The sequence below is a fragment of the Chamaesiphon sp. OTE_75_metabat_556 genome, assembly GCF_031378165.1.
Taxonomy (GTDB): Bacteria; Cyanobacteriota; Cyanobacteriia; order Cyanobacteriales; family Chamaesiphonaceae; genus Chamaesiphon.
Genome location: NZ_JANNDR010000046.1, coordinates 1 through 22,586, shown reverse-complemented (window position 1 = coordinate 22,586; position 22,586 = coordinate 1). Strand labels below are relative to the sequence as shown.

The following is a 22,586-nucleotide window of genomic DNA, read 5'->3' as shown; positions in this document are numbered from 1 at the left end:
TCTATGCTCCTGTATTCTAGCTTGACTTTTTAGATCATCTCGATCGTCATCATTGAGTTATTTCGTCGGCACATCAGCTAATTATGTCAAAGACGAAATTGATGAACATTGAATAGATCGTCGATTATTTACTGTGTTGATCAGCACTCGACTCGATCTCAATCCCCGCAATACTGTTACCTTCATGATGTTTGAATGCGGCATATTTACTCACACCCACTCTTTGAGCGCGATAAATACCCCCATGCCCAGAACAGAGATAACTGCAAATACAAGCGATTCCGGCATAAATACCCACAGGCGCACCGAATAATTCGATCGCCATTAATGTCGCAGCTAATGGTGTATTAGCAGCACCAGCAAATACAGCGACAAATCCCATCCCGGCGAGTAATGGGGGAGGTAAAATCGTCAGCGACGCGAGCGCATTACCCAAGGTTGCGCCGATATAGAATAGCGGCGTGACTTCACCACCTTTAAATCCCGCACCCAAACTGAGGGCGGTAAACCCAATTTTGGCAGCAAAATCCCAGGGTGAGAGTTGGGTAGTAAAGGCACTAACGATCGTCGGAATGCCTAAGCCAATATATTTAGTCGTACCGAGGAGCTGAATCGCGATCGCGACTAGAATACCACCGATAAAGGGACGTAATGGTGGATAGCTAATTTTCGCTTTGAAGTAACTACTAATTTGATACGTCAGAGTAGTAAATAGCCATGCTGTCAGCCCGAAGATGGCACCAGTAAAGATCGCAGTCAGCAGCCCCCAGATCGTCAATTCGGGGACGATCGGGATTTGGTAAACTGTGTGGTGTAGCCCCCATGTTAAGGTGATGCGATCGCCGACAATCGCCGCGATCGCACAGACAAATAAGCCATCGTAGCGAAACTGCCCAAAAGCGAGTACTTCCAGCCCAAATAATATGCCAGCGAGCGGGGTGCCAAATACGGAAGCAAATCCGCCGCTAATGCCAGCCATCATTACTAGCCGTCGATCTGGACGCGGCAGTCGCAATATCTGCGTCAATCGATCTGCCAGTGTCACGCCCATCTGTACTGCTGTGCCCTCTCTCCCTGCCGAGGCACCAAATAGATGGGAGATCGTCGTCCCTACTAATACCAATGGTGCCATCCGGATCGGAATGACTGCTTGCGGGGCGTGAATTTCTTCGAGGAGTAGGTTATTTCCGGCTTCGACACTGCTACCTAAGTAGTCGTAAATCAGTCCGCTCAATAATCCGCCCAGGGGTAACAACAGCAAGATCCCACGATGGGATTCTCGCCATCCTGTCGCCCATTCTAATGCCGCGAGGAGGACTGCTGAGGATGTGCCAGTGAGGATACCGATCGCACAGCCGATCGCCAGCCATTTTAGCAGAGGGAGTAGGGCTTGAGCTGGTGCGAGCTGCCACCACTTAGTCATGTTGTTTGCCAATCTTGAAATCGCGCTAACAATCGCCATCGTCAGTATAAACGATCGCTATTTACAGCTCGATCGGGAATAATAAAGGTAGCAACACGGTAACATAGAGATCGATCTAGTTTGAATCGAGCGTTACCAGCAGCAGGAAGGGTCTTAAGAATCTTAAATTGCGACTAGACAAATACCATCCTCGATCGACATCTCAGCTAGATCCCTTTTAGTTTAGGAGCAATAAACCAAAATGCAATCACGCGCAGTCCGAGAAGGTTCAGTGGGATTGATGCTTATCGCTGGATTGGGAATCTTTGGTGCAATTTTCATGTGGCTCAGAGGCTTAACCCCTGGCAGTCAGAATTACAATACGATCGTCCAGTTCGATCGAGCACCAGGACTGCAAACTGGAGCAGTAGTCAGGTTTCGCGGCATTCGAGTGGGCAAAGTCACCAAACTCGAACCAGGGGCGAATGGGGTCGAAGCAGTGATGCAAATGGATAATCCCGATTTGATCATCCCCAAAGATGTGACGGTAGAAGTCAATCAAACGGGGTTGATTGGCGAACCAGTAGTGGAAATCACCCCCCGTAGCGGCACTGCAATTAATGTGAACACGCTGGCCAAACCCCTCGACAGTAAGTGCGATCGCAATCTCATTCTTTGTAATAATTCTAAAATCAATGGTCGCGTCGGGGCGAGCGTGAATGAATTGATCGACAAGATGACGAAATTGGTTGATGCTTTCAACAGTCCAGAGATCGTCAGAAATCTCAATAGCACTTTAGTTAAGACTGGAACTGCCGCTGAGGATTTTTCCCGACTGAGCAAGAATCTGAGTAAACTTAGTAATGATTTTTCTAGTTTACCTAAATCTGTTGAATCTGGCCTCAATAATTTATCAGCCAAAGCCAATGTTCTGACGGGATCGATCGATCGCACGAGCACCAAATTTGGCCAAACTGCTGATAAGTTTAATGTGACAGCGGCAGAATTAACAGCAACGGCTGCTGAATACAAGAAACTAGCAACATCCGTCAATAGTTTAGTTGTCGAAAATCGGAAAACTTTTGCATCAACGCTCGATAATTTTGATAAATTGAGCATCGATCTGCGGAAGACCGTCAACTCTGTCAATCCTTCGATCGCCAAATTAAATACAACTGTCTCCAAAATCAACTCCGACAAACTAGCTAGAGAGTTAGAAAGCTTAGTCAGTAACGCCAATCAAACATCAATTAATCTCAAAAATATCACATCTAATTTAAACGATCCCAAGACGGTAATCCTATTACAGCAAACATTGGATTCGGCTCGATCGACATTTCAGAATACTCAAAAAATCACCGCAGATCTCGACGATCTCACTGGTAGCCCAGAGTTTAGATCCAATTTACGGAACTTGGTTAATGGCTTGGGTAAATTAGTTTCTTCGACCGAACAACTCGAACAACAAGCGAAATTAGCGCAAACGATCGAGCCACTGGGCAAATCGCTAGATCTCATCAGCCAATTACCAACACCAACTTCCACACCAGCTAATCCCAGTCAACAACTAGATCGCACCCAACCATTACTCAATCCCCAAGAGCCATTCAAAATCGATAACCGCTGGCACAATTCTACTATTGGCGAATCGATAAAGCCTCAAACTAAACCATAATCGATCGATATCAGCTTTGGCTAATTGTTACCGATCGGGATCGGCAAAAAAGATCGGCGTTGGTGAGCCAGATGAGTTGGATCTGCTTGGGGTGATCCAAGAGTTGGGCGATTTATTTGGATGAGGGTTGGTGTGGGGGTGGCTGAGTTGTTCATGGGTGAGTTGAGATCTAAAATGAGAGTAATCTACCTACACAATGCCTAACACTATGGTTCCATCGCTGCTCCAACGGACGACCCTAGCGGAGTTTTTGGCAGTGCCAGAAATCAAGCCTGCTAACGAGTTTATCGATGGCACAATCTACCAAAAACCCATGCCACAAGAAAAGCACAGCATTATCCAACGGGAATTAACCTTTGCGATCGATCGACCGTTGCGCGATCTAAAAATAGCTAGAGCTTTTCCTGAACTACGGTGTACGTTTGGCGATCGATCCACGGTGCCCGATATAGCAGTGATGAGCTGGGATCGCATCCCCCGCAATCCCGATGGTAGTGTTGCTAATATTTTTGCGATTGCCCCTGACTGGACGATTGAAATTCTGTCTCCAGAACAAGGTCAAACTAAGGTGGTGAAGAATATTATCCACTGTCTCAAATATGGAGCGCAGATGGGTTGGCTAATCGATCCAGATGAGCAAACAGTGTTTGTCTATCAGCCAAAAAAAGAGATAGAAATCTTTGACGATCGGGATCGAGTGTTGCTGATGCCCGGTTTTGCTGAAGAGGTGCAGCTAAAAGTTGGTGAGTTATTTGATTGGTTGCTAGAATAATCACGATCGATCGATAGTCATGGAATCTTACGGATCGATCGATCAAGAACTACTTTGCCATAACCAAACCCCACTGTTAGTAATCCCCGAATCATCAGGAGTCACCAACAGGAAATGCAAACCATGTACCAGCCGTTTGCGTGCCTCATATAGTCTCGCCGCTTGACTGACTTCAGTGTCATTAAATGTTAGCATCACCCACCGATCGGCTAATCCCGCATCTAATACTAAACCACCCGGATCGTCACCCAAATAATTGAGACTGACAGGCTCAGTTTCGGCGATCCAGCGTGCCAATCGCATCGATTGTCTACCCCCATAGATAATGACGCCAGGGATGGCGACATTAGCTCCTAGACCCCAATGCGGGGGCAATAAATAGTCTGGCATTGAGACGATCGGAATCGGTCGATCGGCAAAATCCGATACCAATTGTCCGGCGGTTAGCGTTACGAATTGCCACTTGTCACCAATTAGATCGTCGGGAATCGGTAATGGTGGTGGCGATTCGATTGCGAGTGGTTGATAATTAGCATTATGGTAATTTTGCGCTTGTTGTTGCAATAACTTTTTTAAGGCGATCGTGCGCCGTGTCGCCACAACTTCAATCCCTAATTTCGTCCCAGCAGTTTGAATTAGACCCAAACTCTGCGGTCGAAATACCTGGATCGATTCGGGTAATTTATCCGCTGCTGCTAATTTCAATTGAGTCGCAATCCACTCCGCATTAACCTGTTTTTGGGGACAAATCGCGGTATGAAACCAGCCTCCATCGGCATCACAAATTACCAGTTCCCATAAAGTTTCACCGCGATCGTTTTGCTGTGGACGGCTCGAAATATCTGCTTGCCAAGTTGTCATAGGGTGGGGAGGTGAAAGATTGGGAGACTGGGAGAGTGGGGGACTGGGGGACAGGGAGACTGGGGGACAGGGAGCGATCTATTCACTATTCACTATTCACTATTCACTATCCACTATTCACTATCCACTGAAACCTAAAGCCTAAAGCCTAAAGCCTAAAGCCTAAATCTGCTGTAAACTAAACCTTGTTCACAGCCTCATATTTAAGCATGGAAACTACCTGGCGATCGGTCAAAACTTACACTGATATTCTCTATCATAAAGCCGATGGCATCGCCAAAGTGACCATCAACCGTCCCGAAAAGCGCAACGCCTTCCGACCAGAGACGGTATTTGAGATGTACGATGCTTTTTGCGATGCGCGGGAAGATACCAGCATTGGGGTGGTATTGCTGACTGGTGCAGGGCCGCATACCGATGGGAAATATGCTTTTTGCTCTGGTGGCGATCAGTCGGTACGCGGGCACGGGGGTTATCAGGGTACCGATGGGATTCCCAGATTGAATGTGTTGGATCTCCAACGGTTGATGCGATCGATGCCGAAACCAATTATCGCCCTAGTTGCGGGTTATGCGATCGGTGGCGGTCATGTTTTACACTTGATTTGCGATTTGACTATTGCCGCTGACAATGCGATCTTCGGCCAAACGGGGCCGAAAGTTGGTAGTTTCGACGGTGGGTTTGGGGCGAGTTATCTGGCACGGATTGTCGGTCAAAAGAAGGCACGAGAAATCTGGTATCTCTGCCGTCAATATGACGCGCAGGCAGCTTTGGATATGGGTTTGATCAATACAGTGGTACCGATCGATAGACTCGAAGCGGAAGGGATTGCATGGGCGCAAGAAATACTAGCAAAAAGTCCGATCGCGATTCGCTGTCTCAAAGCTGCGCTCAATGCCGATTGTGATGGGCAAGCTGGTTTGCAAGAGTTGGCAGGTAATGCGACGTTGCTCTACTATATGACCGAGGAAGGTGCGGAGGGCAAGCAGGCATTTTTGGAGAAACGTCAGCCTAATTTCCGCCAGTATCCTTGGTTGCCATGAAGTTAGCAGATCGGAGTGTGTTTGGATTGCAACATGCTTACGAGCGAGATTGTTGTGATGAAACAAAAATGATTGGTGTTTATGCTAGTCAATCGCAAGCAGAAGCAGCGATCGCAAGGCTCTCCGGACAACCTGGTTTTAGCGAGCGACCCGATGATTTTTCGATCGATGAATACGAACTCGATCGAGATAATTGGGGCGAAGGTTTTGTGACAATCGGGGCTGATGACTAAAATCGCGATCGCGATCGGTAATTTTTGTCACGATCGAATTTCGTTAGTTATCGTAGACATAGACGATCGATCCCAAGCAACCAAACTTTATGATCTGGCTCAGTCAAATTGCGATCGGTGGCATAGAAATTAGTCCGAGTGGACTGTGGCTGATAGTTGGTGCAGGACTGTGTTTGCTAGAGCTATTTGTCCCTACAGCCTTTACAGCGGTATGTATGGGTGCGAGTGCGCTGCTGGTGTCACTATTAGCGTTGTTACTACCCTCAGCCTTCGGGTTGCAAATATTTATCTGGCTGTTGGGTTCGGGTGGATTGGCGGCGATTGGTTATCGAATAAATAAACAACGCACCTCCAGCACGATTCGATCGGCTACCGAAGCCGAAGCTTTGACGGCAATGATGCCAAACCAAACTGGGCGGGTACTCTATGAAGGTAGTTCTTGGCGCGCTCGATGTGCTGAAGGAACAGAACCCGTCGCCCCGCAAGACAAACTATATGTAGTCGGTCGCGAAGGTAATTTGTTGATTGTGATGCCGATGCATTCGTCAGCAATTGATTGATTCGATCGACGATCTTGACATGCCAATCCGGTAAAAGTAACCTTTTTAGAAACTCACTACTTCATCTAAATATTTAGAATTAATATTATGGAACCATTTGCTCTAATCATTGCTGCTGCTCTCGGCTTTGGTGGTTTTTCTGGAATTAAAATTATCAAACAAGGGGATGAAGCTCTAGTCGAAAGACTGGGAAAATATACAGGGAAAAAACTGCAACCTGGCTTGAATTATTTAATTCCAGTGGTAGAGCGGATATCCGTCCAGCAAACCGTTAGAGAAAGAGTAATTGATATCCCCCCCCAGCAATGTATTACTCGCGACAACGTCTCCGTGACTGTCGATGCTGTCGTCTACTGGCGAATTTTGGATTTGGAAAAAGCTTACTACAAAGTCGAGAATCTCCAATCGGCGATGATTAACTTAGTGCTGACTCAAATCCGCGCTGAAATGGGGCAATTATCATTAGATGAAACCTTCACCGCACGCAATCAAATCAATGAATTGCTCTTGCAGGATTTGGACAAATCCACAGATCCTTGGGGTGTGAAAGTTACGCGCGTAGAACTGCGGGATTTGATTCCGGCCAAAGCGGTAATGGATGCGATGGAATTGCAAATGTCTGCCGAACGGAAAAAGCGGGCGGCAATTTTGACGTCGGAAGGGGAACGCGAATCAGCAGTAAATGCAGCCAAAGGGCGGGCGGATGCCTTGCTGCTCGATGCCGAAGCCCAGCAAAAGTCAGTCCTACTCGGCGCAGAAGCCGAGCGTCAACAGCAGATCCTCAAGGCACAAGGGATTGCCGCAGCCGCTGGCATTATCGGCAAACAGCTTCAAGATAATCCTGAAGGCAAACGATCGGTTGAAGTGTTATTGGCGTTGGGCTATCTCGAAATGGGCACCAACATCGGGCAGAGTCCAAGCAGCAAAGTTCTCTTTATGGATCCTGGCAATGTGCCAGCGACGATGGAAGGAATTAAATCTATTTTAGGCAATCCAGTCCAGAGCTGAGGATCTATTGAATGACGATCGAGCACCAATTTTCTTGAAGGGAATTTATTTTTAGATCGAATAGCATGTACAAATTTGCGGCGGCTTCAGCAGATGAATCAATCGTGTTTGGTAGTGCTAGACCTGGATACACCGATCGACAAGTCGCACAGTGGGTCGAATTTATGCGTGATCGAGACATTCAGCGGGTCTGTTGTTTGTTGTCGGCATCTCAACTAAATCGATATTCAGATTTACCAAGTATATATTGACAAAACTTTGAAATTGATCGAGTCTGTTGGGCACCAGTTGATGATTTTCGATTGGTCGATCGGCACCTGCTCATTCACCACATATTGCCATTTCTAGCTAGTGCAGTTCGATCGACTGAAAAGGTAGTAATTCACTGCTCTGGCGGAGTTGGGCGCACTGGGCAAATTCTAGGGGCTTGGCTCGTTGCTGGGCGTGGATACTCGTGTAAATCGGCGATCGATACTGTTATCCAAACGGGGCGAAATCCCTATGAAGCGGTAATTGTGGCACCATTCTGGGGCAGAAATCCTTGGCGAGTTATGACAGAACTTTACAGCTTACTAGATGAATGTATTTGATTGAGAAACACACTCATCTAACCGGATCTGTAATTGTTATCAGCTAAAAATCCACACCCCTACGCAGATCGACACCTCGATCGGCATAATGTTTGTGGCAGATCATTTCCGAGTGGACGCTGGCAATATTAAAGTAAGCCGGAGTATTGAAGCAGCGTCCGGTAATAATTACCTGCGTATCCTGGGGCTTATTGACTAGACTGCGGACGATCGGTTCTTGATCGAGGAGATCGAGGTCTACAGTAGGGTTTAATTCGTCGAGAATGATCGTTTTGTACAGTCCTGACGCGATCGCACTACTGGCGATTTCCCAGCCCCGTTGCGCCTCAACGTAGTCGATATCTTGTTGCTTGCCGCGCCAGACGATCGCGTCGCCACCGCAGCGATGATGATCGACTAGTTGGGGATAACTTTTTTTCAAAGCATCGATCGCGGCATCTTCGGTATAGCCAGTACCGCCTTTGAGCCATTGGACGATCAGGACGCGATGGGACTCATCTTGGCTGATACCCTTACCGATCGCTTGTAATGCTTTACCCAGCGCGCTTGTAGATTTACCTTTACCCGCACCCGTATAGATTTCAATTCCGGAAATTCCTTGAGCTGCGGCTTCGGGATGATGGTGTGCTCTCATTTCGGAATGCAGATCGGCGATTTCGATCAGTTCGGCGGGGGCGTCGCGCCCAGTCACGATCACTTCGAGATGATTGGGTTTCGATTGCAAGATCTCCACGATTTCGGCAATCGGGAGCAAACCTAAGTCGAGTGTGGGACTGAGTTCGTCTAGGACGATCACGGAATATAGATCTGAATAAATCGCACCTTTAGCCACCGTCCAGGCGCGATGGGCTTCGGCGCGATCGAAATCCGTGACTTCTTCTTTCCCAAAATATTCGGATCGACCCGTCCGTACCCGATCGATCAAATGGGGGAAACTCTTTCGCAGTGCCGCGATCGCCGCATCTTCATCATAGTCGCGTTCCGAACCCTTCAAAAATTGCAATAATAAAATTCTGGTATCCGCGCCTGCTTCAATACCCAATCCGATCGATCGCAATACAACACCTAGTGCTGCTTGGGATTTACCTTTCCCCGCCCCATCGTAGACGTGAATTTGTCCTGCCGCACGTTCTTTGCGTTTTGTCGCCGTGCGAATCCCAATGCCAACTCTAGTCACTTAGCTTTAACTCCCAATTTGATGAGTGATGTTCGGGTGGAGGTGATCGAGTCCGATCGATGTTCGCCGCTCAATGATTATAGACAACTTAGGAGAATGGTTGTTTATAATAGCTTTAACATTTGCTCGCTCGATCGCCACATCATCACTATGAACCTCGCACTATCTCAAATCGGTAATCAAATGTCTAATCTAACTGGCGTACGTGCCATTATGAAAGACATTCAAGAAACGCTGGCTGCCCGCAAAGGTGAAGAATTTATCAATCTCAGCGCGGGTAATCCGGTGATCTTGCCAGAGATCGAGCAAATGTGGCGGGATTACACGATCGAGTTATTGGATAGCAAGGATTATGGCGAGGTGGTCTGTCGCTATGGTTCGAGCCAAGGCTATCAACCACTAATCGACGCGATCGTCTCTGATTTCAATCATCGCTACGGCCTCAATTTGACTGCCAAAAACGTGTTGATTACCCCTGGCAGCCAGAGTTTGTATTTTTATGCGATGAATGCTTTTGGCGGGCAAACAGCGGGATCGCAGATGAAACAGGTGGTGTTACCGTTGAGTCCCGATTATACGGGCTATGGCGGGATGGCGATCGTTCCAGATTCAGTAGTCGCCTACAAGCCAACTCTGGATATCGATGCGGCCAATCATAGCTTCAAATATCGTCCCGATTTTAGTCAGTTACAGATCGGCGAAAATACTGGCTGCGTATTATTTTCACGTCCTTGTAATCCGACCGGAAATGTCTTGACGGGCGAAGAAGTTCATAAAATTGTGGCACTTGCAGCTAATTACGACGCGCCAGTGTTGATCGATTCGGCTTACGCACCACCATTCCCTAGTCTGAACTTCACCGAAATGACCCCGATCTTCGGGGATAATATCTTGCATTGTATGAGCCTTTCCAAAGCCGGATTGCCAGGAGAACGGATCGGCATCGCCCTGGGTAGCGAAAAGTTTATCGGCGTACTGGAATCATTCCAGACCAATATGTGCCTTCACTCATCCCGCTACGGCCAAGCAATCGCCGCTAAAGCGATCGCCAGCGGTCGGTTGGCCAATTTGGCGACTACCGTCATCCGCCCGTATTATCAACAAAAGTTTGCCGTTCTCGAAGCCGGATTGACCAAATTTATGCCCCAAGATTTACCGTGGTATCTCCATCGCGGCGAGGGCGCAATTTTTGCCTGGATGTGGTTCCAAGATCTACCGATGACTGATTGGGATCTATATCAATTGCTCAAACAAGTCGGTATTATCGTTGTACCTGGAAATTCCTTCTTCCCTGGATTGCACGAAGATTGGGCACACAAGCAACAATGTATCCGCATCAGCCTGACAGCTAGCGATGCGGATATTACTACGGCGATGGAGCGATTAGCCCAGGTGGTGACGCAAGTGTATCGGGGGAAGTAGGAGAAAAAAGGCTACTGGTAAGGTCGAAGGCTATGACAATTACCCGTACCCAGATCGCAGATTTTGAGAATTTCATCCCCCAGTAGCACTATAGAGCGATTTGCCATCGGGACTGTAACAGATGGAGTTCACCCGATCGACATGTCCGAGCAGAGTCTGCAATAATTTGCCCGTCTCAATTTCCCAAATTTTAATCGTGAGATCGGCACCAGGCATCGCTAATTGCCGACTATCGAGACGGAAGGGGACGGTGAGAATTGCTCGATCGTGTCCGGTAAAAGTCTGTAAGAGTTGGCAATTCTTGCGGCTTGGAGTTTTCGAGATCCAACCATCGTTAGCACTACACCCCGTCTGCGCCCCTGTTTTCGCGCTGTCATATTTAAATGACTTCACATTTCCTACTTGCTCTCGTTCGCACTAAATGATGCTAGTGATCGCAATTAAATAATGATTCGATTGCCGATTTATCGGCAGTGTGATCGGTAGGGGTAATTCATGAATTACCCCTACCGATCGATTGGCTTTTGCTAGAATATGCGATCGTCGTAACTTCCGCCCCAATAGCCGATGTTCGATCGCACTCATTGGGTTGAGGGTACCTCCGGCTCGATCCCCAAAGCGCGTAACTGAGCGGCTAATCGATCGGCTCGCTGACTTGCGAGATCGGCTCGTTGACTTTCGAGCTTGGCTCGTTCGTAAGGGGTGGGATAACGGCTGTTGTTTTCGTCGTACCAATACAACCATTCTCTTGATTTGAGTAAGCTAGGGATGAGTTCTTGGAGTTCATTGCCCACTGGGGTATCGTCCGAGCACGGCAATTCGTCGGCGGTGGGTATGTATTTAGGTAGCTCGTACTGGTACATGTTAGTAAGTGAGTGAAGAGCTTACCGCCATTTTAGTAAGATTCAGTCGTCCTGCGCGATCGCCGATCGACTACCCTTAAGAATTTAGGCTTTGCCGAGGGTTTGCGGATGCGCGTTCGTCGGGTGTCCCGACGGATTAGCGACCCAAATCGCGCCGAGGTCTCCTCGGCGTGCGTTTGGGTCAAGACAGCGCACCAAGCAAGCGAGACAAGACAGGGAGTTGATAGTGAATTAGTTGTCAGTAGTTACCTAAATCCTAAATGGTGAGTAGCCGACGAACTATCTCCAAACTTGTGCGAGCACTAATTCTTCCTACTCTTCTTCGCTCCCAACTCCCAACTCCCAACTAAATTAAGCCATTCTCGTTTCGATCGCCCAGCGCGCTAATTCCGTCCGATTGCTGAGTCCGGTTTTGCCGAGCATATTCGAGACATGACTTTCGATCGTGCGTTGGCTGACATTCATTTGGAGGGCAATTTCCCGATTGGCGAGTCCTCTAGCTACCAATTGCACGACCTTGAGTTCGGTCGGCGTGAGTTCGACAGTGGCTGGCACTTGAATGGGCGAATTATCATCGCCAATCCCGTCAGTATGTAGCAATAATCGATTGGTTTGCTTGAGCGAAGATTCGACTTGGGCGACGAGTTCTTCCGGCTCGAAGGGTTTGACCATATAGACATCGGCACCCAAGTTCAGACCTTTAATCCGATCTTGGCTTTGACCGCGAGCGGAGAGAAACAAGACCGGAATCCAACTGGTACGCGGATCTTTGCGGACATTTTCGATCAGGGCATAGCCATCCATCTCTGGCATCATAATGTCACAGATGATCATGTCGGGGAGGTTTTGGGAAAGTAGATTGAGTGCTTCTTTCCCATTATCAGCAGTCAAAACCTCATAGCCTCGAAACTCTAAATAATCTTTGACTAATAAGATGAGATTGGGGTCATCATCGATTAATAGTAGTCGCTTGCGGTCTTTTCCACCAACTGCTTTCATAATCTTCTGACTAGAGTTAACCGTTTGTTGCGATCGATAATCTGTATTTAACCACCCAATGGGGTTGAAATGCTAGCCTTTTTCTGACTTATTCAACCAAAATAGCGGCAATAATCTAGGTATTATTATTATTTTGGAAATAAGCGATTGGGTGTCGATCGCCATATATTTCCCTATAGATCTTAATAGTTAGGAGACAATCTCCGTAGCCGATCGGATAATGAAGCTTGTGTAGAGTCAATTCTTGACAGCTCGAACAGCGATCGCCAAAATACTTCAGACCACAGGTGTCTATAGATAATACTCTAAGATTGCGATCGAGTGGTAATTATCTAGATGAGCTATTTAAAATCTACTCTGATTTTGAAACTAGTCAACTAGTAGCAAATTAGACATTTGTTATCGGCTAGATCGTCAAACTGATCGCTAATGTAGCAACTCCTCTAACTGATTCTGATTGCACAACCACTGATACAGACCTTGCTGAGCAATTAACTCCTGATGGGTACCAGTTTGGACGATTTCACCTTTATCCATCACCATAATCCGATCGGCAGTGGCCGCTGCGGATAATTGATGTGTAATAAATATCACAGTCCGCTTTTGTCCGGCGTGGGCAAGATTCTGCAAAATAGCGGTGGCGGTTTGATTATCGACACTCGAAAGTGCATCGTCGAGAATCAAAATCGGTGCATTCATCAGTAAGGCTCGCGCTAATGCCGTCCGTTGGCGTTGGCCACCAGAGAGGGTGATGCCACGTTCGCCGACGATCGTATCGTATTGGGCGGGGAAATTCTCAATTTCCCAATGAATTTGTCCCAATTTAGCAGCGGCTTCAACCTTATTTCTACTAGCTACAGGTTCGCCATACCGGATATTATTCTCGATCGACGTACTAAATAAGAAGCTTTCTTGGGGTACATAAGCGATCGCCCCGCGCAGATCGGCTAGACTCACACTAGTCACATCATAATCATCGATAAATAAACTCTGTGCGGGGATTTCGACTAAGCGAGGAATGGCATTCGCCAGTGTCGATTTGCCAGCACCGATCGGTCCGACGATCGCGATCGTTTCGCCCGGTGAAATTGTAAAATTAAGCTGCTTGAGCGCAGGTGTATCGGCACCAGGATGAGTGTAACTGAAATTACGGGCGACGATCTGTCCTCGCACAGCCCGATCTAGATGAATTGCAGTCGGCGTATCGGCAATTTTAGGTCGATTGAATAAGATCGCTTCGACTCGATCGATACTGACTTCCCCCCGCTGATATGCCGTAATTGTGAACCCCAGTAATGCAGTGGGGAAAATTAGATTTTGGGCGAAAATAATCAATGACAAGAAGTCACCAACCGTAGTTTTTTTGGAGATGATTTCGAGTCCACCCGTCCATGAGAAATTTATGGCTGGACTAATATTTTGATTGGCGATCTCTAGCCCGCCTTGCCATAATAAGACCAACAAACTAATCGAGGCTAGTCCTTGAATGATGGGAAAAATCGTGTTTCGTGATTCTGCTAGCTTGAGATTGGCTGTAAATAATTCTTGATTCTTCTTTCTAAATGCTCGCCGTTCGTTCTCTTCTTGAGCATAAATTTTGATCGCAGCGATACCGCTCATATCTTCCTGAATCAACTCACTCAAATCAGAAATTGATTCTTGGACGACAACCTGTTGATCGCGAAGTTGACTGCTAAATAGCTGGACTGTAATCAACATCAACGGATACACCGCTAATGAAAACACAGTGAGCTTGACATTAATGGACAGCATCGCAGGTAAAGTTAACGCGTATGCAAACACGATATTCGCCGTACTTAATACTGCAAAACCGACCAACCGCATGATGTTCTCGACATCACTGGTAAACCGATTGATCAGATCTCCCACCGTCATCGTCACAAAATATCCTGGCTCTAACCGCAAGATTTGCTCGAAGATATCCTGTTTCATTTTGGCTTGAACTTGCCGTCCCACACCAAAAATCAGAATCCGCGAAATCATCCGCACAATCCACATCAACGATGTCAATCCGACAATGAAGATTGCTAGTTGAGTCAGATAGTCGCTAGTAAATGAAGTTTTCAGTCGATCGATCCCATCTCTAATTAGTAGCGGGAGATAAACACTCAAAGCATTGACCACAAACAGCGCAAAGATACCTTGTGCTGTTTGCCATTTATAAGGATTGAGGTAGTTGAGGAGTTTTTGAAAACGCGACATTGTTTAGGGATGGGGACGGGGACTGGGAGACGAGGCGACTGGGTGACTGGGTGACTGGGTGACTGGGAGATCGTTCCAAATCTATCCACTATTCACTATCCACTATCCACTCCCTCTTCACCTAAAGCCTAAAACCTAATACCTGACATAGAGAGATCTTGTGTGATAAGATCGTAGGTTTGTGGCACCATCTCAAATATAGCTTAGAAAGCTGACATCGAAATCAATATGGCAAAGCGCGTACAGTTAGTTTTAACCCAAGACGTCCGTAAACTGGGCAAAAATGGCGATTTAGTAGAAGTAGCACCTGGTTATGCTCGCAACTATCTCTTGCCTCAAAAAATTGCGACTAATGTCACCCCTGGCATCCTCAAGCAAGCCGAAAAGCGTCGCGAAATCGAGCGGTTGCGGTTATTGGCACTCAAAGAAGTCGCTCTGACTCAAAAAGCAGCGATCGAAAAAGCTGGTAAATTCTCCATTGCTAAGCAAGTTGGTGAAAATGATGCCATCTTTGGTACTGTTACCACCGCCGAAGTTGCTGAAGTCATCAAAGCCGTCACTACCCAAGAAGTTGACAAGCGCGATATCACGCTGCCTGATGTAGCCAAAATCGGTACCTATAGAGCCGAACTCAAGCTCCATCCTGAAGTTATCGTCACTGTCGAAATCGAAGTCGTCTCCAAGTAATTTTAGTTCAGAATTACCGATCGACTCAGGCTGCACCCGCAGCCTATTTTTGTATCTACGAATGGCTTTTTTGGTACAATAGTGCTAGTAAAGGTGATTCAAGATCTACCCATTGCTAGTAAGATGGGCGGGTTTAAATGAGATCTTTTGCTTCGTTCGAGCCAGTAGTATAAACCCGCCCCTACAGATCTTAAATGTCAGATATACCCAACTTTCGATCGACAAGTCTGATTCCCCCCCAGAATATTGAAGTTGAGGAAGCCATCCTGGGTGGGATTTTACTCGATCCAGAAGCGATCGGGCGTGTTGCCGAAAAACTTATTCCCGAAGCCTTTTATATCCCGACACATATAGATATCTACAAAGCCTGTCTGGATCTCAATGGACAAGGTAAACCGACAGATTTGCTCACCCTCACTGACTGGTTGATCGACCAAAAACAACTTGAGAAAATCGGCGGACAAGCTAAACTAATTCAATTACTCGAACGAACAGTTAGTGCGGTGAATATCGATTCATTAGCCGTCCTGGTGATGGATAAATATATCCGGCGTGAGTTGATTAAAGCAGGTACAGAAGTCACTCAGCTCGGCTATGCTGCCGATCGACCATTAGAAATCGTCCTCGATGAATCGGAACAACAAATCCTCAATTTGACCCAAGCTAGACCGAAGCAAGGGCTAACACCAATTAAAGACATTGTTGCGACTACTTACCAAGATATTCAAGATCGTCACGACCAATTAATTCCCCCTGGATTGACTAGTGATTTTAGCGATCTCGACGGGATGACTGGCGGTTTTCAGAGATCGGATCTGATCATCATTGCGGGTCGTCCGTCAATGGGAAAAACAGCGATAAGTTTGAATATTGCCTATAACATGGCAAGGTTGCATAAGCTACCAGTATTAGTATTTAGCTTGGAGATGTCTAAGGATCAATTAGTCCAAAGATTGATTGCTAGTGAAGCTGGTGTCGATAGTAATCGACTGCGGGCGGGACGAATTAGTCCGAATGAATGGGATTCTGTCTATAAAGCAGTAGACAGAATTTCTGAGCTGCCAATTTATATCGATGATAATGCCAGTATGATGCTGATGGAGATGCGGAGCCAAGCGCGGAAATTACAAGCTGAGCATGGTGGTACTTTGGGATTAATTATGATCGACTATCTTCAACTCATGGAAGGTAGCAGCGATAATCGCGTTCAAGAAATCTCAAAAATTACCCGTGGTTTAAAAGGATTGGCACGAGAATTACAAGTTCCATTAATTGCTTTGTCGCAGTTAAGTCGTGGTGTTGAAGCGAGAAATAATAAGCGACCAATGATGTCAGACTTGAGAGAATCGGGTAGTATTGAACAAGACGCGGATTTAATTATTATGCTTTATCGTGATGCTTATTATAATCCCGACACGCCCGATCGAGACATTACCGAATTAATTATTACCAAACATCGAAATGGCCCGACAGGTGTAGTCAAACTAGTGTTCGATCCAGGTTTGACTAAGTTCAAGAATTTGGCTCGTCCGATGAATTAATCAGAGCAATCGATCGTTTATCTAGATAATTGAGTAGTGACTAAAAATTTAAATATTCGCAGTAAAAGTTTTGACTGGGGTAGTCGCACCTATATTATGGGCGTGTTGAACGTGACTCCCGATAGCTTTAGCGATGGGGGCAGATTTGCGACAGTGAATGCCGCGATCGATCGAGCAATCCAAATGGTAATCTCAGGTGTAGATATCATCGATATCGGTGGCGAATCTACCAAACCAGGGGCGACACCTGTAGATGAAGCGACAGAATTAGCGCGGGTAATCCCCGTAATCCAGGGCATCCGACAACATCCCGATACTCAACATATTCCCATTTCGATCGATACTACCAAAGCCAGCGTCGCTCGATCGGCAATTCAAGCTGGTGCAGATATCATTAATGATGTTTCTGGTGGCCAATTTGATGCCGAAATGTTCGCGACAGTCTCACAATTGGGAGTGCCCTACGTCATGATGCACCTGCGCGGGACGCCAGCGACGATGCAGCAGATGACTGATTATGATGATGTCGTCGGTGAGATTTTAGCCTTCCTTGAGATGCAGATCGATCGAGCGGTGAATGCTGGGATCGATCGAGCCAAGATTATGATCGATCCAGGGATTGGGTTTGCTAAACAATATCAGCAGAGTATTGAAATTATTCGCCACTTAGATAGATTCGAGATTCTGGATTTGCCCCTATTAGTCGGTGTATCGCGTAAAAGCTTCATCGGCAAGATTTTGAACCAACCCGACCCCGAAGGCCGCTTGTGGGGCACGGCAGCCGCTTGCTGTGCATCGATCGCTAGGGGGGCGGATATCCTGCGCGTTCATGATGTTGCCGAAATGCTTGATGTCATTCGGGTTGCTGATGTCATGTTCAGAAATTAGGATCTAGACGGGATAAGTTTGCACACTTAGCCAAAAGTGATGAGAAAATAGAGAAGGGCTAAAAAGATCGGTTAAGATGACTAACTCACCAGAATCAAACCAACCAGAGCGAGATCTCCGGCGGAGAATGCGCCAATCGAGTTCGCGCATCCAACGATTGGAAGCAACTCAAATGCCAGCCAAAAGTATCGACGAGGCTTTTCAACAAGTTTATGACGAACTAGACGAACTTCAAGATAAATCCGATGCGACGAGAGCAGATATAGCTTCGATGAAGGTAGATATCGCCAGACTCGAAGGCAAGATCGATATTATTTTGCAACATTTGACTGGATTAGGAAACTAATCTCGCGATTACCTCGCGGCGCGGCTTCTGATAAAGCAGAGGCTCCGCCAACGCCAACGATCAATTCCTACTAATTCAATAGATTGGTTCCAGGCAGTCGAAAGTTCAGTTCTGAGCATCACAAATCATCTCGCGATCGATCGCTAAATAGTAACCAACAACAGTGCAGATTAAATCATCTCTCGACAATCTATTGACTCCGACAGCGATTGCGCTAGGTAACTTTGACGGCATTCATCGGGGTCATCTAGAGGTGATTAAACCTGTCTTAGAATTGGACGATCCAGATTGTTATAAAACCGTGGTGACGTTCGATCCGCATCCGCAGGAATTTTTTACCGGACAACAACGCCAACTGATCACTCCCCAACCGGAGAAAGCGATGATTTTAGAGCAGTTGGGCATCCAGCAACTAGTATTATTACCATTCGATCGCGAGTTGGTAAAACTGTCCCCACAGGAATTTGTGACGCAGATTTTAAACAATCGATTGCAGTCGAAATTTGTCAGCGTCGGTGAAGATTTTCGGTTTGGCAATCAGCGCGCTGGTGCAGCAGCAGATTTGGTGCAACTCACCGCAGATGTTGACATCACCACCAAGATTGCACCCTTAGAACAAAATGGCGAGAGCCGGATTAGTAGTTCGCGGATTCGGGCGGCGTTATTAGCAGCGGATTTACAACTGACTAAAACATTATTAGGCAGATATTACTCGATCGTCGGGACGGTAATTAACGGTCAAGAAATCGGTCGATCGATCGGATTTCCGACTGCCAATCTCAAGTATCCACCCGAAAAGTTTCTGCCGCGTCAGGGTGTCTATTGCGTGCGAGTAGACACTGCCACCCAACAACAATTACCAGGCGTAATGAATATCGGCAAACGCCCAACTGTCAATGGTGTCAATACCACGATCGAAGTCCATCTCCTTGATTGGGATGGCAATCTATACGAACAGCAATTGACTATTTATTTGCACCAATTCTTGCGATCGGAACAAAAGTTTCCCGATCTGACCGCACTTACCAACCAAATTCAAGCTGACTGCGACACTGCAAGAGTATTTTTTCAGATTCAAAGTTCTCAAAATATCTAAGAGGGTGTTTGAAAAGTCAAATCTGTTACACCCAAACCCTGGAAAATCCCCCTGTCTTGTCTCGCTGCTTGGTGCGCTAAACCCTCGGCAAAGCCGAGGAGCGCGCATCCGCAAACCGTCGGGGAACAAAGGCGTGCGCGAGCCGCTAGCCCCCTTAAAAAGCGGATGCGCTCCGCGCGGGTTCCCCGCGAAAGGAACCGCCCCAAGAAGTGGGGAACCGGATTCTTAGACCCCCTTTTTAAGGGGGATTTAGGGGGATTCATAAAAACTATGGGTGTCAAAAATAACTTTTCAAACAGCCTCTAACTTAATTTTTAGAATTTTTCCGAATTAGATCGAGGAATTCGGGATAATTCTCTAGATCTTGCTCCGATTCTAATGCAGGCATTTCTACCCAATTTACTTCAGCATGGAGCAGATCGACATAAGCATAGAAGGCTGCTTCATCCTCTCGATGAGTGAGTACATAATCACGTAATTCTTTCTGATTCATCTGTCGATAATTAATTTGACTCATTAGATCTATCTCCATTACCTGCGACTAGGACTTTGGCAATGAGACGATCGATTGTTCTGAACGGTATATTCTATGGGATTTGGGGAAGTTCGATGTGGAGTTTGTTACCGATTTCTAGGACGTTGTTGGTAAAGTCGGTGATGCCAGCGATCGGAGTAGCGATCGTACCTGCAATAGCAAGGAGGGCGATGAGACGCTTTTTTAGACGAGCTGGATTGCGGTTCTCTTCTGGTTGCTTGATTTCAGTTTCGATGTCATCGATGTCGATGATTAGATCTTCTTGAATTTCAGTGGGGAATTGGGTGGAGGTTTGGCGAAGGGTGTTTATGAGGTTGAGAAGTTCGACGGTGTTGGCGTTGTGGTTTTGAATAAAAGTGTTGTCAGTGACAGTTGCTTGAGCTTCATCGGTTGCGATCGCCCCAATGTTAGCTTGGCGAAGGTCAAATTTGGTAGTTTTAGGGGATTGTTCTGTCACTGTAGATTTTCCTGCGTTAATAAAGACATTTGTAATGGAGCTTTCTTCTCCATTGTAGCGATCGCCTCTAATTGGTTGGGTTACATTGCTAGTACCGATCGCATCATCAATCAAACTATGAACCTTGACTTTGCGGTAGGGCGGCTTGTCGCACTCGGTTTCGTAGGTTTGATTTTGCAGCCGTTCTTGGAGTTTTTGCAGCGCATAAGCATGGGGATTTTGAGAGCCTTTGCAGGTTAGACAATTGCAGGGAATTAATTCTCGGTAGCGAAGCTTTTCGTAGGAATCGTGGATTTTATTAAACTCGTGGCGAATGCGGGTGAGGAGGTCTTTCTTGGGAAAACCGGATACTCGAATGCGGATTTCATTTTTGGAATAGGTTTCGATGACTTCGGCTCTGGCATTTTCTTCGGAGAGGATAATGCCTTCTTTCCAGACGAGATCGCTGTCAATTAGCCTGTGCATTTCGACGGTGAAACGGGTGAGCATTCCCTTGGGCATGAAATCATAGTGATAACGCAGGATGAGGTTGTCGGCGTCGTTCCAAGCGTATTCGGGTTCGTTCGGCGAGAGCAGTTGGGGGGCGATGTAGGTGCGGGGGCGGTGAGGGATTTCGTAGCAGAGTTTAAACCGCATCATCAATTGCAGCAGTTCGTCACACATGTCGGTATATTTATCGTCCGCCCAAATTTGGGCAAGGTCGTCGTGGGTAAAACAACCGAGGGCTTGCTGGACTTTGGGTGTGTCGAGGACGGTGTAGACGGCAGTAGTACCCCATTCTGGTTTGAGTATAATCCAGTTCTTTAGGATAGGATCGTCTTGGAAGTGCAAGCAGACACCAAGGTCATGAAGGTAGCTGCTGAGTTGGAGTTTGTCTTCGTGGCGTTTAAATCCATAGGTGTCGCACAGATCGAGGAATTTGGATTGGGGGATATAGTTGCAGGCGTTGGCTTCTACGGCAGCGCGGACACGCACCCATGTTTTGGGTAGGGGTTGACCGATGTGGGGAAGTTGACTGATATAGTGTTGAGCTGCGGTGAGGATTTCGGGAAGTCCACGATTACTGGCAAGGTTAGTAGGGAGAATTTTTTCCAAGCTTGGGAATCGTCCGCGTAGTTGGTTTTCGTTGACTTGGCAGGGGCGGTCTTGTTTTTCGTTTTTGACAATCAGTGTGGGGCTAGCTTCACTGAGGAGTTCGACGACTTCTAGCCAGAAGTTAAAATCGGTATTGTCTTGGCGGGTATCGGCGACGAGGAGATAGAGGGAGCGTTTGGTGAGGAAGAATTGATGGGTGGCGTGATAGATTTCTTGACCGCCAAAATCCCAAATGTTGATGCGGAAGGAATTACCACTGAGATGCTGGAAGTTTAAGCGAAGTACGTCGATACCTTCGGTAGATTTTTCGGGATTGTCGCTACCTTCAAGTTTGAGATTGTAGTTGGAATCAATAAGTTTTTTGGCAAGGCTAGTTTTTCCCGCTCCGCCTTCACCTATGATTAGCAGCTTGGCTTCATAAATATAATCAGTATTCTCTTCTACTCTTTGTCGATAGTAATCACGAACTGCAAGCCCACCTTTTTTGACAATTTCCGGAGGTATTTGAATGAATGAGTTGTTCCTAATGTCGAGGGAAGTGAGGTTGGTTAAGCTCCCAATTGACTCCGGCAATACGTTGAGTTTATTGTTCCGAAGGTCGAGGGAAATGAGGTTGGTTAAGTTCCCAATTGACTCCGGCAATACGTTGAGTTTATTGTTCCGAAGGTCAAGGGAAATGAGATTGGTTAAGTTCCCAATTGACTCCGGTAATACGTTAATTTGGTGAAAACTGAGATCGAGAGAAGTGAGATTTGTTAAGTTCCCAATTGACTCTGGTAAAACGTTGAGTTTGTTGTCTCTAATGTCGAAAGAGGTAAGATTAATTAAGTTCCCGATCGACTCTGGTAAAGTATTAAATTGGTTCTCGTTAAGATTGAGAAAAGTAAGATTGGTTAAGTTCCCGATCGACCCTGATAAAGCATTGAATTGATTAAGAGATAGGTCGAGAGAGGTAAGATTAATTAAGTTCCCGATCGACTCTGGTAAAGCATTGAGTTTGTTGTTCCTGAGGTCAAGGACGGAGAGGTTGATTAAGTGCTCGATTGACTCTGGTAAAGTATTAAATTGGTTAGCCCACAGATCGAGGGAATTCAGTTAGGTTAAGCTCTTCCC

At 46.6% G+C, this 22,586-nt stretch carries 23 protein-coding genes; 14 read left to right on the top strand and 9 right to left on the bottom strand.

Features of this window, described 5'->3' with window-relative positions; genetic code table 11:
* Nucleotides 1–124: 124 nt before the first annotated feature.
* Nucleotides 125–1,423, bottom strand: coding sequence for a chloride channel protein (locus RMO27_RS02450; protein WP_309728714.1), 1,299 nt, complete (start codon nt 1,421–1,423; stop codon nt 125–127).
* 241 nt (nt 1,424–1,664) lie between these two features.
* On the opposite strand from RMO27_RS02450, the gene RMO27_RS02445 reads away from it, so the two are divergent.
* Entirely contained in the window at nt 1,665–3,077 is a 1,413-nt protein-coding gene (locus RMO27_RS02445) for an MlaD family protein (protein WP_309728712.1), read from the top strand.
* 208 nt (nt 3,078–3,285) lie between these two features.
* On the top strand, nt 3,286–3,849 hold the full coding sequence (locus tag RMO27_RS02440; RefSeq protein ID WP_309728729.1) for a Uma2 family endonuclease: 564 nt from the start codon (nt 3,286–3,288) through the stop codon (nt 3,847–3,849).
* A 42-nt stretch (nt 3,850–3,891) separates the two neighbouring features.
* Here RMO27_RS02440 and RMO27_RS02435 read toward each other — a convergent pair whose 3' ends face one another.
* Nucleotides 3,892–4,710 carry a Tab2/Atab2 family RNA-binding protein gene (locus RMO27_RS02435; RefSeq protein ID WP_309728710.1) on the bottom strand — a complete coding sequence of 273 codons (819 nt, stop codon included), beginning with the start codon at nt 4,708–4,710 and terminating at the stop codon, nt 3,892–3,894.
* 209 nt (nt 4,711–4,919) lie between these two features.
* On the opposite strand from RMO27_RS02435, the gene menB reads away from it, so the two are divergent.
* The 6 genes from menB (at nt 4,920) to RMO27_RS02405 (ending at nt 8,144) form a co-directional block, all read left to right on the top strand.
* Nucleotides 4,920–5,753: a 1,4-dihydroxy-2-naphthoyl-CoA synthase gene (gene menB / locus RMO27_RS02430; protein ID WP_309728708.1), complete on the top strand. Its 834-nt coding sequence runs from the start codon at nt 4,920–4,922 to the stop codon at nt 5,751–5,753.
* Nucleotides 5,750–5,986, top strand: coding sequence for a hypothetical protein (locus tag RMO27_RS02425; protein WP_309728706.1), 237 nt, complete (start codon nt 5,750–5,752; stop codon nt 5,984–5,986). The genes menB and RMO27_RS02425 overlap by 4 nt, the downstream gene beginning before the upstream one ends.
* An 89-nt stretch (nt 5,987–6,075) precedes the next feature.
* A complete protein-coding gene (locus tag RMO27_RS02420) occupies nt 6,076–6,546 on the top strand; it encodes an NfeD family protein (protein ID WP_309728704.1) in 471 nt (156 codons plus the stop codon).
* Between the two features lie 87 nt (nt 6,547–6,633).
* Nucleotides 6,634–7,554, top strand: a complete 921-nt coding sequence (locus tag RMO27_RS02415; protein WP_309728702.1) for an SPFH domain-containing protein — start codon at nt 6,634–6,636, stop codon at nt 7,552–7,554.
* Nucleotides 7,555–7,619: 65 nt separating this feature from the next.
* A complete protein-coding gene (locus RMO27_RS02410) occupies nt 7,620–7,805 on the top strand; it encodes a hypothetical protein (RefSeq protein WP_309728700.1) in 186 nt (61 codons plus the stop codon).
* 12 nt (nt 7,806–7,817) lie between these two features.
* Entirely contained in the window at nt 7,818–8,144 is a 327-nt protein-coding gene (locus RMO27_RS02405) for a dual specificity protein phosphatase family protein (protein WP_309728727.1), read from the top strand.
* Nucleotides 8,145–8,187: 43 nt separating this feature from the next.
* Here RMO27_RS02405 and RMO27_RS02400 read toward each other — a convergent pair whose 3' ends face one another.
* Nucleotides 8,188–9,321: a cob(I)yrinic acid a,c-diamide adenosyltransferase gene (locus tag RMO27_RS02400; RefSeq protein WP_309728698.1), complete on the bottom strand. Its 1,134-nt coding sequence runs from the start codon at nt 9,319–9,321 to the stop codon at nt 8,188–8,190.
* 150 nt (nt 9,322–9,471) lie between these two features.
* On the opposite strand from RMO27_RS02400, the gene RMO27_RS02395 reads away from it, so the two are divergent.
* A complete protein-coding gene (locus RMO27_RS02395) occupies nt 9,472–10,743 on the top strand; it encodes a valine--pyruvate transaminase (RefSeq protein ID WP_309728696.1) in 1,272 nt (423 codons plus the stop codon).
* Between the two features lie 72 nt (nt 10,744–10,815).
* Here RMO27_RS02395 and RMO27_RS02390 read toward each other — a convergent pair whose 3' ends face one another.
* The 4 genes from RMO27_RS02390 to RMO27_RS02375 all read right to left on the bottom strand — a co-directional run bounded on the left by RMO27_RS02390 (nt 10,816) and on the right by RMO27_RS02375 (nt 14,828).
* Complete coding sequence (locus RMO27_RS02390; protein WP_309728694.1) at nt 10,816–11,136, bottom strand: hypothetical protein; 321 nt, start codon at nt 11,134–11,136, stop codon at nt 10,816–10,818.
* Nucleotides 11,137–11,324: 188 nt separating this feature from the next.
* Nucleotides 11,325–11,606 (bottom strand): hypothetical protein, encoded by a 282-nt coding sequence (locus RMO27_RS02385; protein WP_309728692.1) that lies wholly within the window; start codon nt 11,604–11,606, stop codon nt 11,325–11,327.
* Between the two features lie 351 nt (nt 11,607–11,957).
* Nucleotides 11,958–12,605 (bottom strand): response regulator transcription factor, encoded by a 648-nt coding sequence (locus tag RMO27_RS02380; protein ID WP_309728690.1) that lies wholly within the window; start codon nt 12,603–12,605, stop codon nt 11,958–11,960.
* A gap of 426 nt (nt 12,606–13,031) precedes the next feature.
* A complete protein-coding gene (locus RMO27_RS02375; RefSeq protein ID WP_309728687.1) occupies nt 13,032–14,828 on the bottom strand; it encodes an ABC transporter ATP-binding protein in 1,797 nt (598 codons plus the stop codon).
* Between the two features lie 228 nt (nt 14,829–15,056).
* On the opposite strand from RMO27_RS02375, the gene rplI reads away from it, so the two are divergent.
* From rplI to RMO27_RS02350, 5 genes are all read left to right on the top strand, one after another.
* A complete protein-coding gene (rplI, locus tag RMO27_RS02370) occupies nt 15,057–15,515 on the top strand; it encodes a 50S ribosomal protein L9 (protein WP_309728685.1) in 459 nt (152 codons plus the stop codon).
* Between the two features lie 194 nt (nt 15,516–15,709).
* A complete protein-coding gene (gene dnaB, locus RMO27_RS02365) occupies nt 15,710–17,056 on the top strand; it encodes a replicative DNA helicase (RefSeq protein WP_309728683.1) in 1,347 nt (448 codons plus the stop codon).
* A 36-nt stretch (nt 17,057–17,092) separates the two neighbouring features.
* A complete protein-coding gene (gene folP, locus RMO27_RS02360) occupies nt 17,093–17,944 on the top strand; it encodes a dihydropteroate synthase (RefSeq protein ID WP_309728682.1) in 852 nt (283 codons plus the stop codon).
* Between the two features lie 76 nt (nt 17,945–18,020).
* The gene (locus RMO27_RS02355) at nt 18,021–18,290 is read left to right on the top strand and encodes a hypothetical protein (RefSeq protein WP_309728680.1); all 270 of its coding nucleotides are present in this window, start codon (nt 18,021–18,023) and stop codon (nt 18,288–18,290) included.
* Between the two features lie 163 nt (nt 18,291–18,453).
* A complete protein-coding gene (locus tag RMO27_RS02350; protein ID WP_309728678.1) occupies nt 18,454–19,386 on the top strand; it encodes a bifunctional riboflavin kinase/FAD synthetase in 933 nt (310 codons plus the stop codon).
* 307 nt (nt 19,387–19,693) lie between these two features.
* Here RMO27_RS02350 and RMO27_RS02345 read toward each other — a convergent pair whose 3' ends face one another.
* Both RMO27_RS02345 and RMO27_RS02340 read right to left on the bottom strand, forming a co-directional pair.
* A complete protein-coding gene (locus tag RMO27_RS02345) occupies nt 19,694–19,903 on the bottom strand; it encodes a DUF6887 family protein (protein WP_309728677.1) in 210 nt (69 codons plus the stop codon).
* A 70-nt stretch (nt 19,904–19,973) separates the two neighbouring features.
* A complete protein-coding gene (locus RMO27_RS02340; protein ID WP_396133600.1) occupies nt 19,974–22,151 on the bottom strand; it encodes a COR domain-containing protein in 2,178 nt (725 codons plus the stop codon).
* Nucleotides 22,152–22,586: the final 435 nt, after the last annotated feature.

Excerpts from the sequence above, each read along its gene's own strand:
- RMO27_RS02450 (WP_309728714.1), bottom strand. The coding sequence starts at position 1,423 with ATGACTAAGTGGTGGCAGCTCGCACCAGCTCAAGCCCTACTCCCTCTG.
- RMO27_RS02445 (WP_309728712.1), top strand. The coding sequence starts at position 1,665 with ATGCAATCACGCGCAGTCCGAGAAGGTTCAGTGGGATTGATGCTTATC.
- RMO27_RS02440 (WP_309728729.1), top strand. The coding sequence starts at position 3,286 with ATGGTTCCATCGCTGCTCCAACGGACGACCCTAGCGGAGTTTTTGGCA.
- RMO27_RS02435 (WP_309728710.1), bottom strand. The coding sequence starts at position 4,710 with ATGACAACTTGGCAAGCAGATATTTCGAGCCGTCCACAGCAAAACGAT.
- menB (WP_309728708.1), top strand. The coding sequence starts at position 4,920 with ATGGAAACTACCTGGCGATCGGTCAAAACTTACACTGATATTCTCTAT.
- RMO27_RS02425 (WP_309728706.1), top strand. The coding sequence starts at position 5,750 with ATGAAGTTAGCAGATCGGAGTGTGTTTGGATTGCAACATGCTTACGAG.
- RMO27_RS02420 (WP_309728704.1), top strand. The coding sequence starts at position 6,076 with ATGATCTGGCTCAGTCAAATTGCGATCGGTGGCATAGAAATTAGTCCG.
- RMO27_RS02415 (WP_309728702.1), top strand. The coding sequence starts at position 6,634 with ATGGAACCATTTGCTCTAATCATTGCTGCTGCTCTCGGCTTTGGTGGT.
- RMO27_RS02410 (WP_309728700.1), top strand. The coding sequence starts at position 7,620 with ATGTACAAATTTGCGGCGGCTTCAGCAGATGAATCAATCGTGTTTGGT.
- RMO27_RS02395 (WP_309728696.1), top strand. The coding sequence starts at position 9,472 with ATGAACCTCGCACTATCTCAAATCGGTAATCAAATGTCTAATCTAACT.
- RMO27_RS02385 (WP_309728692.1), bottom strand. The coding sequence starts at position 11,606 with ATGTACCAGTACGAGCTACCTAAATACATACCCACCGCCGACGAATTG.
- RMO27_RS02380 (WP_309728690.1), bottom strand. The coding sequence starts at position 12,605 with ATGAAAGCAGTTGGTGGAAAAGACCGCAAGCGACTACTATTAATCGAT.
- RMO27_RS02375 (WP_309728687.1), bottom strand. The coding sequence starts at position 14,828 with ATGTCGCGTTTTCAAAAACTCCTCAACTACCTCAATCCTTATAAATGG.
- rplI (WP_309728685.1), top strand. The coding sequence starts at position 15,057 with ATGGCAAAGCGCGTACAGTTAGTTTTAACCCAAGACGTCCGTAAACTG.
- dnaB (WP_309728683.1), top strand. The coding sequence starts at position 15,710 with ATGTCAGATATACCCAACTTTCGATCGACAAGTCTGATTCCCCCCCAG.
- RMO27_RS02355 (WP_309728680.1), top strand. The coding sequence starts at position 18,021 with ATGACTAACTCACCAGAATCAAACCAACCAGAGCGAGATCTCCGGCGG.
- RMO27_RS02345 (WP_309728677.1), bottom strand. The coding sequence starts at position 19,903 with ATGAGTCAAATTAATTATCGACAGATGAATCAGAAAGAATTACGTGAT.